The 11,652-nt window shown below is 42.8% G+C and carries 3 protein-coding genes, 2 tRNA genes and 1 rRNA gene; all 6 read right to left on the bottom strand.

Going from position 1 to position 11,652, the window contains the following annotated elements; all coding sequences use genetic code 11:
• Nucleotides 1–120 precede the first annotated feature (120 nt).
• Nucleotides 121–194, bottom strand: a tRNA-Ala gene (locus QE422_RS04090).
• An 80-nt stretch (nt 195–274) separates the two neighbouring features.
• Nucleotides 275–348: transfer RNA gene (locus tag QE422_RS04085), tRNA-Ile, on the bottom strand.
• 219 nt (nt 349–567) lie between these two features.
• A 16S ribosomal RNA gene (locus QE422_RS04080) occupies nt 568–2,084 on the bottom strand.
• Between the two features lie 1,641 nt (nt 2,085–3,725).
• Entirely contained in the window at nt 3,726–4,124 is a 399-nt protein-coding gene (locus QE422_RS04075; protein ID WP_373463333.1) for a VanZ family protein, read from the bottom strand.
• Nucleotides 4,078–4,455 (bottom strand): glycine cleavage system protein GcvH, encoded by a 378-nt coding sequence (gcvH, locus tag QE422_RS04070; protein ID WP_307455253.1) that lies wholly within the window; start codon nt 4,453–4,455, stop codon nt 4,078–4,080. Before gcvH ends, QE422_RS04075 begins: the two co-directional genes overlap by 47 nt.
• 111 nt (nt 4,456–4,566) lie before the next feature.
• On the bottom strand, nt 4,567–11,652 hold the full coding sequence (sprA, locus tag QE422_RS04065) for a cell surface protein SprA (protein ID WP_373463332.1): 7,086 nt from the start codon (nt 11,650–11,652) through the stop codon (nt 4,567–4,569).

Below are 11,652 nucleotides of genomic sequence, written 5' to 3'. Positions count from 1 at the left end.
TTTTCTCTTTGTGATGTCTTTACCGTTAATGTCAATGATCTTAATTTCTTCTCTTCCGTCTGATGAACAGATGTTGTTTTTGGCTCCATCCGTAACTTTTAAATCAAACTTCCAAAACTGTGGAGAATAAGGGAGTCGAACCCTTGACCTCCTGCGTGCAAGGCAGGCGCTCTAGCCAGCTGAGCTAATTCCCCCTCTAGTAGTTTAATGTTTAAGGTTTCATGTTCAATGCCTTAACCTTGAACCATAAACTTTAAACCTTCAACTTAATTAGTAGTCTCGGGCAGGCTCGAACTGCCGACCTCTACATTATCAGTGTAGCGCTCTAACCAGCTGAGCTACGAGACTCTGTTATGAGTGATGATTGATGAGTTATAATTAATATTTGCATACCGCATACTTTTCTTCATTATCATTCTCAATCTCTTATCCCTTATACTAATTTCTAGTGGGTTTTGTATTTTTAATATAAGCAACCAATAAAAAACTAAAGCTTGAACTTTAAGTAAGTCCTGTGGACATTTGCATGTCCGTAATTTTGTTTATTCTCGTATTAACGAGACTCTAAAATGAGATGTTCCAGCCGCACCTTCCGGTACGGCTACCTTGTTACGACTTAGCCCTAGTTACCTGTTTTACCCTAGGCAGCTCCTTTTACGGTCACCGACTTCAGGTACCCCAGACTTCCATGGCTTGACGGGCGGTGTGTACAAGGCCCGGGAACGTATTCACCGCGCCATGGCTGATGCGCGATTACTAGCGATTCCAGCTTCATAGAGTCGAGTTGCAGACTCCAATCCGAACTGAGACCGGCTTTCGAGATTCGCATCACATCGCTGTGTAGCTGCCCTCTGTACCGGCCATTGTATTACGTGTGTGGCCCAAGGCGTAAGGGCCGTGATGATTTGACGTCATCCCCACCTTCCTCTCTACTTGCGTAGGCAGTCTTACTAGAGTCCTCAACTTAATGGTAGCAACTAGTAACAGGGGTTGCGCTCGTTGCAGGACTTAACCTAACACCTCACGGCACGAGCTGACGACAACCATGCAGCACCTTGAAAATTGCCCGAAGGAAGGTCTATTTCTAAACCGATCAATTCCCATTTAAGCCTTGGTAAGGTTCCTCGCGTATCATCGAATTAAACCACATAATCCACCGCTTGTGCGGGCCCCCGTCAATTCCTTTGAGTTTCATTCTTGCGAACGTACTCCCCAGGTGGCTAACTTATCACTTTCGCTTAGTCTCTGAACCCGAAAGCCCAAAAACGAGTTAGCATCGTTTACGGCGTGGACTACCAGGGTATCTAATCCTGTTCGCTCCCCACGCTTTCGTCCATCAGCGTCAGTTAAGACATAGTGACCTGCCTTCGCAATTGGTGTTCTAAGTAATATCTATGCATTTCACCGCTACACTACTTATTCCAGCCACTTCTACCTTACTCAAGACCTGCAGTATCAATGGCAGTTTCACAGTTAAGCTGTGAGATTTCACCACTGACTTACAGATCCGCCTACGGACCCTTTAAACCCAATAAATCCGGATAACGCTTGCACCCTCCGTATTACCGCGGCTGCTGGCACGGAGTTAGCCGGTGCTTATTCGTACAGTACCTTCAGCTACTCTCACGAGAGTAGGTTTATCCCTGTACAAAAGAAGTTTACAACCCATAGGGCCGTCGTCCTTCACGCGGGATGGCTGGATCAGGCGCTAACCCATTGTCCAATATTCCTCACTGCTGCCTCCCGTAGGAGTCTGGTCCGTGTCTCAGTACCAGTGTGGGGGATCACCCTCTCAGGCCCCCTAAAGATCATCGACTTGGTGAGCCGTTACCTCACCAACTATCTAATCTTGCGCGTGCCCATCTCTATCCACCGGAGTTTTCAATAATAAATGATGCCATTCATTATATTATGGGGTATTAATCTTCCTTTCGAAAGGCTATCCCCCAGATAAAGGCAGGTTGCACACGTGTTCCGCACCCGTACGCCGCTCTCTCTGTCCCGAAAGACAAATACCGCTCGGCTTGCATGTGTTAGGCCTCCCGCTAGCGTTCATCCTGAGCCAGGATCAAACTCTCCATTGTATGTTTGTTCCAGGCTCACTCAAAGTTTTTTTACGCTTTAGTTTTTCCTTACTTGGTTGTTATATTGTATGTCAATGATCTTCTTAATTCTTTCGCTTCCTACAAAACTAATTTCTCTGTCAGTTTCGTTTCGTATTTGCGAGTGCAAAAGTAATAACTTATTTTTAAATGACCAAATGTTTTGAAAAGAAATTTTAAAGTTTTTTTCTTAACCTTAACCCTCTCTAAACATTCAATCCCTCCACTCCTGCGCTCCCCGTAATCGGGACTGCAAAGATACAAATCTTTTTTATTCCCGCAACTCTTTTTAAAAAAAAGTTTTTGATCCTAAAACCGATTAAACCGTATCTTCCATAACCATAGAAAAGTATTTATTTTTTATTCCAAAAGAAATAAAAAACAAACCTTCTATCTTTACATAAGTAGTTTTCTTTAAAATAATGTCCGCTTATCTAAAAGCTCTTCTGCGCTACTGAATCCCTTTCGTTTTTCAGTGGGGCAAAGATAGAAACTTATTACCCAATCCTCCAAATATTGTTAACATAATATTCATATTAATTACTCTTTTTGGGAAACTATGGACAGTAAAACACTAACGGAACGGCGGTTAAGGGGAAGGCGGTAGTTATCCACATTGAGGGGAAAGGAGGGTGAGAGGGGTGTGGAGTTGGAGCGTTGGAGGGTGAGAGGGTATCGCGGAACGATGCGAAGGGTGGCGGGAAGGAAAAAGGGGAAGTGAGCGTTGGAGCGTTGGAGGGTGAAACGGTATCGCGGAACGATGCGGAAGGGGTGGCGGGAAGGAAAGAGGGAAAGTGAGGGTGATAAAAGGAAGTGAAGAGAGGAAGAGAGAGGAAGAGCAAGAGAGAATGGAGATTCGGGAAAGGAAGAGAGTAATTATGAGAATGGAAAAAAAAGGAAAGACTGTAAAGTGAGAAGGAAAAATAAGCATGGAATGAAGTATGGAGGAATGAAGTAAATAGATAAATGGAATAGATAACCGCAGATCCATAATAACTGTATACAGGATCACGCCCCTACAGGGCTGGATTAATACCGCGGTTTTAACCCCGAGATCAACCCGGGGCTATTGATAAAGCCCTTGCAGGGCTCGACTTATTAAATAACTGTTCTTACCCCAGGCTGCGCCCGGGGCTGATGTAAACCGCCCCTGCAGGACTTAAGGCTATTTGAGGTTGGTGTTTATTATAGGTGTTCATAATTAGTATAAAAGATAGATGCATTCATATTAAAGAAAAAGGGAAAAGACAGATTGTTATAGACTGCCTGTCATAAAAGACGACCACCATAGCCCGGATCGTAGCGGCTACCCCACAGTACGCAAAGGCAAAGCTGGAGGATCAGCCGCTGGAAAGCCAGGCGCGAGGAGTATAAGCATAGAGCCGGAGATAGCTCCTAAACAAAAATTAGAAGTTGTAGAGTTGCAGAGTTGAAAGAGTTTGTAAAGTATGGATGAAAGTATTGGAATTGAATAGTTTTCTAGTAATAGAGCTTTGGGATACTGAAAGAATAAGACTTTCTATTTAACACTTAGATTGGCTGAAATTTATTAAGAAGGACCAAATGATTAATGAAGATAATATAGATAAGTCAGGATCTTGGTAAAGAATCAATAGTGAATGATTAGAAAAACCTTTTGATAGAAAGTTTATACGTATAATATCCGATAAGACAACCGATGGTATCTGCAACCACGTCTAATGTTTCCATGGATCGGCCGAGGCCCATTTCTTCCTGCAGAATCTCTGTAAGAAAAGCATAGATCAGGATGATCTGAATATAATATGAAAATTTGATTTTGGGAAATGATGCTATCAAACAAAAACCTAATGCGGCGAATATGCTCAGGTGCAACACCTTGTCGATGCCGTTGAACATAAACCAGTATTCATGGTTTTCTTCTCCCGGTCGGAGGAGCATATAAGTAAGAAATGCCCAATAAATGGGCAAAATCTTACTGAATATTTTTGAAAGGTTATCCAATGATCTCCTGGTATTCTTCGGCAGAAAGCAATTCTGCATGATCTGCACCTTCAGCAACTTCCAATTTGATGATCCATCCGTTTCCATAAGGATCCGTGTTCAATAACTCAGGCTGATCTTCAAGCTCGGTGTTGAACTCGATTACTTTTCCTGAAATTGGCAAGAATAAATCCGAAACTGTTTTTACAGCTTCTACACTTCCGAAAACGGCACCGCCTTCCAACTCATCATCTACAGTATCTACATCTACGTAAACGATATCGCCAAGCTCTCCCTGAGCAAAGTCTGTAATACCGATTGTAGCAACATTACCTTTGATTCTGATCCATTCGTGATCTTTGGTGTACTTTAATTCTGATGGTGTGTTCATTTTTAATTTTTTATTTGTACAAATGTATTCAAAATTCCAGAAGCTTCAAATATCGGGCAAAAAAAAAGTCCTTCAAAATTTGAAGGACCATTAAATTTATTTTCGTTCTAATTAGAAAGCTCCCGAATTCCCGAAGGTAAAGGTTGCGGAAATCCCCGCTCTGATCGTTGACAGCGGGAATGCCGTCGAGATCTTGTATTTGGAAGTCATCTGCTCGTAAAATACTCTTAGGTTAAGGTTTTCAGAGACATTGTAGTCTGCGGAAACTTTAATGTTCAGTAATCGCTGTCCTCCTGTTACCTGCGAATCGTCCAGCAGAATGTTGGTAATACTGGTCTTGCTGTCTCTCAAAGAGAAATCTCCCCTGATGTTCAGATCACTTCCTTTAGCCTTTCCTCTTCCTCCTACGTTCGTCATTCCCAGTCTGAAGTTTCTGATGATATACCCTACTCTTACTACATATTCACTATTGGAATCTTCCGTTAAAGTATGGTTGACCAATCCCAACAATAAAGTACGCAGCCTGTTGTACTGAAGTCCGAACTGGATATTGTTCCTCATCGTCATGTCCACTCCGATCAGCGGTGAGAAGTTTTCTACATATCCCACCTGAGCGAAAGTAAACGGATTGATGTAATCATCATTAATATCCCTCCTGGTAGCATCATAGGCATTCAGACTGTTGAAATAATCGATGCTCGACTGGATTCCCGTTGCGGTATATGTAGCCTGATAGGAATGCAAAAGGTCGAACTTCGAAAACTGCCCGTTGATGATCGGGATATTCTTCAATCCTGAATAGGTAATCTTCCAGTTCGGAATCGGAAGTCCTGCTTTTCTAGGATTGCTCATCTCTTTAGGAGCCTTTCCTTCTACCGCGGCTCTGAATGCCGGAATTAAAATATACGCATTTGAAATTCCATATCCATCTTTAAATCCGTTTGGTTCCAATGCGCCCGGCATCTGCTGGGAAAGTATCCGCGCATTCTGCCTGATCGCCTGATAAATGGCCGCGCCATCTTTAAATGCCGTTTTTAATAAAACTACGGAATTGGAATAGGTTACAAAATCATTGGCAAATGTATAATTCGGGTTCGCGACTCCTGTCACAGGATCCCTGTAATTAAATCCGGTGTGGGTAAAGTTCCTGTTGTAATTATGCAGCGCACTTACATCGATCCGAAGGTCATTCATCGGCATGATCTGAAGATTTGCTCGCAATTCTCTTGTCGACATCCGGATATAAGGATCCGTCATAAAGTCGGAATCACTTACCCAACCATTCTCCATTACGGTTCTTCTGATATCAGCCTGTGAACCTAAAAGGAATCCAATGGTAGGACCACCTAAGGTTTGTCCATACCCGTACCAGTTCGGAGCGGATAGTAATCCAGGAAGTACAGTTCCGTTATTTTCAGAATAATTGATATCCAGCTGCTTCATGGAAGTCAATAGATAAGCTAAGCTCTGAAGCGGAGTCAATCGGTTTCTGAACTTATACTTTTTGTATGCATACCGGTTTTTCTCCCATTGCTGCGTATAGACATTGTTTAACGAATCTATTTCCTGCTTACGTTTCTGAAGTTTCGCAGAAATGTTTTTAAAATATTTAAACTGACCGAAGAACTTCGTGAAGTCTGCCGTTGCCGTTGCCTGAATAACGTTGGTATTCTGACCGATCGATCCTAAGCTTCCATCCGGACTAGCCAGAAGCACTGTAGATCTTGAATTCCAGTTGTAGGTAAAGCCATAGCCTAATTCCGCATCGATAAAATCCAGATACGGAAGATACTGGAACGGCAGCTTGTAATTCAGCTGAACCCTGTGGTTATACAACACCGGTCTTCCCGCTCTGAATACATTTCCAAAAATGGCCGTGTTATCCATGGTATTAACATCAACATTGTCATTCAGTGTCCGGGTTGCCGAATTGATTTCTAATTTTAAAGATTTGGTAAAATTAAACCCTAATCCATACTGCCATCCGAAATAGAAGTTCCTATTGCGGATCGCACCGAAATCGTCTCCGTAATTCCCGTTTAGGATCGCATCAATATTTCTGAATTCAAGCTCATTGTAATTCCGGTCTACTTCAGTTCTGAAAGAGAATCTCGTTGGAATCGGATTCAAATTGAATTCCTTCACCCATCTTAAATACTTTGTAGATTTCGCCGTATCACTGATCATTTTATTGAACGGACGAATTACCCAAGGTTTAAAGGTATAGTTGTAATCGATATACCCTCTCAGATACTGTCTGTAATTTTTCTTGGTATAAATATCCCTGAAATAATCGTCATTGTAAACCGCAGTTACCGATACGTTTTCGATATCGTAGAACTTCGGCTTCCTGTTCGGATTCATTCTTTCTTTGTGCATATTCACAACTCCAAGACTTCTCTGCTGGGTATAAGTTCTGGCAACTTTCTTAAGCTGCTCCTTATTAGCGGCTTTGTTAAACTCGACATCGGTATCCAACGGATTATACTTCGGATCTTCGATGGTCTGGGAATAAGAGTAGTTTACCGGAATCTTCACCCCGCTTTTCGCCGGAAGGAATTTATCCACATTTACAGCTGTATTGATGCTGAAAGCCGACTGGGTCGACTGGGTCCTTTCCGCCGGCTTTGAATCGATATTTCCGAAACCTACCGAGGTATAAGATGCACTGGTATTTACCGTAGCAAAATCTCCCAGGTTAAAGTTCAAACTTGCATTTCCGGCATATCCCCCGTCGTTTTCAATTTCAGAGAGGCGGATTTCGTTTACCCAAAGAATCCGGTCCATTGAGAGACCTGTTCCACTGACGTTTCCATTTCTCACCCCAATCATAATCGTGGTAATATTTCCTAAACTCGGACGGCCTTTGATATAAAGACTTTTAAAGGTATTTCCTGGATCAAAAACCTCATCTTTTAATCGTTGTACAATTTGTGTCGGATGATTTTTATCTCTTCTGATTTTAGCATCTACAAAATCCTGGATATTTAAATCCACGTCATTTTCCATCGGCCAGATTTCCATTGGAGTCGTAGCGGTAGATGGCGTAATCACCAATGAAGATTCATATTCGTAATAGTTGTCTGTCGCATCACTACCGAAACGGATAAAGAACTTGGTCTCCTTATTAAAACCGAACGATCTGTTTGTAGGATCCTGAGCATGTACAAAAAGTTTTAGTTTTTTATATCTTCTCATGTCCAGGGATGTATTTTTAAATACTCCTCTCGCTTCGGAAGCGACAAGTGACGTAGCTTTCAAGTAGAGAGAAGCTTCGTTCTGTCTTTGGGCACCTGCATTTCCGCTTAATACCTGCCTGTCGATTCCCGGAGGCAAAACATAAGGCGGCTTGTTCAATGCATTTTCTTCGATATTTACACTACCTACTTCAAAATTATCGTTATTCGTAGTTAGCGTACCTTCATCAGTGGCACCTGTGTTTCCTGTAGCCGCAATATTTTTTGGATATTTTCTCCAGTCCGAACGTACAAGGTCCATCGTTCCGAATCTTAAGGTGGAAGTCTGGTCGAAACCTTTTAATAATAATCTGGCGAATCGTACATTATTCAGGATGGAAGCATCATGATCTCCTGCCGTGTTTACATATTGCGAAACCGGAATTCTGAATAAATACCATTTTACCTGCGAAGTCTGCCCGTTTTGGAAAGTTGCCTGAACGGTTTTTACGTCAACAATGTTATTTTGTCCTAAAGCAAGGCTTCCCTGATCTAAATTCACTTCGTACTGGTTATAGCTTTCGGTCTGATCCAGATTGTAATCTTTATTGATATCTTCTGCATCCGGAGTCTGAGAAGCTACTTCCAATGAGTTGCTCTGGGAATTTCCTTCTGGTCCTCTGAAATATTTGTACCGCTGAATAAGGGATGAAGCCTGGTTTCCGGTAAATTTATCGGACATATAGAATACGAAATCATCCACTGCAGGGTCATTCACATTGGTTACCGGATTAACGAATGTATTTCCGAATAAAGCAGATTCCTGATCTGAGCTTAATCCGTCGTATCCTAAATCCTGGGCAGTCCTGTCAGCTCCTTCACTTGAAAAAGCATACAAAATCGGCGGCTGTTTAGGCTGTGTTCCCCAATTGGAAGTTGTGGTTACAGAAGGTGCGGAAGGAGTCGGCAATCCGTTCTCATACTGCATCTGTCCATCCTTCAAAACATCTTCCGAAACGTTACCCAACTGCAACAACATTTTTGGTGCGGTTCCCAGGGTATTTCCATCAGCATACGGATCCATCATCCAAAATTCCACATATTCGATATTGGAATTGACGAAGTTAGATACTGAAATCGGTCTCATAATCCCTGCCCATCGCTCTGCTGTAGTTTCTGCTGCAGGATTTGAGTTGTAAGGTCCTTTTTCTGTCGGATAGTATGAAATATCGAAGGTATTGGTAAACGTCTGCTCACCTGCTACGAAATCCCTATTGTTGAAAATCTCGGAGAACTGAACCCTTCTTGATGCATGGTTGGAAACCGACTGCGGCGTGATGCCGTTCGGTGCTTTTCCACCTACGCCCCAGAATCTTGGATCGATATTATACCATGATAACAAACCCCTTCCGTAGCCTTCTGAGCGGTCGTTGTTTTTACCGGCTCCCGTAAATAGAGGATCAGCTTGGTTCTTTTCCGGTTTTGAAGCTAAGCTCCATGCTGTCGGCTCTTTCAAAGTGATTTTTGAAGTGGTCTGTTCAAAATCGTCGATATACGACTGATCGTTAATTCCTTTGTTTAATCCCGGAAGCAAATAGGCCGTCTCCATTTTGAAGTTAAGGTTGGAGGGCGCTTCAGTATTTACCAATGGAATTTTATCGGTTAATCGGGTTAGGAATGGCAGCTGATTATTATACATCAGGTTGATTCCGGCCATGGTGTTATTCACGGCTTCCTGCCCGTAGTTTACCTTTTGGGTAAGCGGAGACTCGGAATAGTTGACTACCGTTCCACCTAAAATAAAGTTTTCGTTGAATCTTCTTTCTAAATTCAATCCGAGGAATCTCTTACGCTGAGTATTAAACGTAAGCTGGTTTTCCAAAGAAATATTAATTGCCTGGCCAGACTGTTTTACCTGCTCGTTGATGATCGTCACGGTTCCGAGCATGTAGTCTACGGTATAGTCAATTCCTTCTGTCAGTTGAACCCCGTTTGCAGAAACTTTTACGGATCCCTGCGGAACGTTTACGGCACCTAAAGAGATCCCCTGTCCCTGCGTTCCTTTATAACGGCCTTCGATGGTATAACGCTGTGCCAGGTTGCTTGAAGTGGCCACCTGCTTCTGCTGGCTGTAAAGATCCGAGAATACATACTGTGGATCATTGGTTCCCAAGACATTCTGGATATAACTTCCGAAAGGCTGCACTTTTGTAAAGATTACCCTACCGGTTTCCGGACGGATCGTAATTCCGTTCACGAAATCGAAAATTCCGTCTCCGGTTGTGGTTCCGTTACTCTGTAAATCGCCGTTGGCATTCAGCCTGTCCCAGTTGAGTAATTTGATCAAAGGAACATTGTTTACCTGCGGGTTATTGGCTACCGGAAGATAATTGACTTTACCTCCGGACTGAGGATCGCGGTATAAAACATTCAGGATAAATCCATCCTGGGTTACCTGTCCCGCATCCAGCGAATAGATGTTTTTCATCATCAGGTTCCACATCGGGGAAGAAGTCTTTACTGTTGTATTCGGTTTCAGCAATTTGGCCATCAGTACGGTACTTTCTTCGGAGAACTCCCCTACTTTATACACCTGATTGCTTCCGTTTACGGTATAGGAGAATGACACCGCCAAGAGCTGGTTGTCATTTAATTTCTGATTTAATGAAATATACCCCAGCTGCGGCTGCAGGATATATTCGTTGGTGTTTAATCTTCTTGCCTTTTTATTAAAGATAAAATGTTCTCCATCCTGATAGGTGGTTGTTCCTCCGGAAGCTACCGGAAGAGTCGCCCCTTTGATAGCATTGTACGCGGTACTGGCATCCCTTAATCCCGGAAGGGCATTTACGGCAGAATAGAGTCCGAAGCCGGGCTGGTCGTTGTTAGGCAAAACGCCTGGAGCATCCCCTAAATCCCTTACTCCGACGATACTTTTCTGGTACTGCAAATTGCTGTTCCCCTGGTCCAGCACCCATACTTCCATTCTGGTAATGCTGATCTTGGAGTTGATCTGCGGGTAGTTTAATAAAGCATTGTCATAGCTGTTCAGGAAATATTGTCCTAAAAAGTAGTGCTGGTTATCTTCATAATCAATCGCATTCAATTTAAAGGTATTCATTACCCCACCACCCTGAACGGTAATATTTCTGGCTTCTCCCTGCTGCTGGGAAAGCACAACGGTTCCGTAAGTTTTTCCTAACTGGAATTCGGTCTTTACCCCGAATAATGACTGCGAGCCCCGTATCAAACTGGTTGACAATGGCATATTGACGTTACCGAATTCTACTCTTTTGATAATTTTATCTTCTCCTCCGGCACTTGGCTTGTCGACATCGTTCAGGCCTTTCTGTTGAAGGTCTTTCCAACTTCCTTTGGCCTGCCAGACGAGATTCATCCTGTTTTCAAATGCGAAACCGCTCTGGGTATCGTAATTGGCTTTCAGCTGAAGATTTTCTCCTACCTTTCCCAAGAGACCAAGCTGAATTCTCTGGTCGATATCAAAAGTAAAACTGGTCCTGTTCTGAGGCAGGATCAGCGGGTTGTCGATCTTCTGGTACAGTCCTGCAAAATCGAAAGATGCATATCCGGATGGAATGATTTCAATTTTATTGCTTCCGAAAATGGTCTCAAAAAGCCTGTTGTTGATCCGTAAGGAAGGTATTAAACCTTTTCTAGCCGCATCACTTTTGTCTTTCCGGAACATGAGGCTGTAACGGTCGGATTTTTCTTTGTAATATTCCTTTGTCTGGGCCGCCATCATGAATTCCTTATAGTCTTCGGGAGACATGGCTGTCGGTGGTCCGGTTATTGTATTTCCTATCTTGGGATATACAAAATACATCCCGCTCTTTATATCATAATAGGCCTCATACTGTGTAGGATCGGCTAGTTCATAATCTTTTTTGATGATTGCAGTATCTTGTGCCTGTGCAGCAGGACGCCTTTGAGCAAAGGTACTTACCGAGACCAGCAAAAACGACAGGAAAAGAAATAAGTTGAGGTATTTATAATTTGCCAC

Source organism: Chryseobacterium sp. SORGH_AS_0447, assembly GCF_030818695.1.
Taxonomy (GTDB): domain Bacteria; phylum Bacteroidota; class Bacteroidia; order Flavobacteriales; family Weeksellaceae; genus Chryseobacterium.
This window is presented reverse-complemented; position numbering and strand designations above follow the sequence as displayed.

Excerpts from the sequence above, each read along its gene's own strand:
- QE422_RS04075 (WP_373463333.1), bottom strand. The coding sequence starts at position 4,124 with ATGCAGAATTGCTTTCTGCCGAAGAATACCAGGAGATCATTGGATAAC.
- gcvH (WP_307455253.1), bottom strand. The coding sequence starts at position 4,455 with ATGAACACACCATCAGAATTAAAGTACACCAAAGATCACGAATGGATC.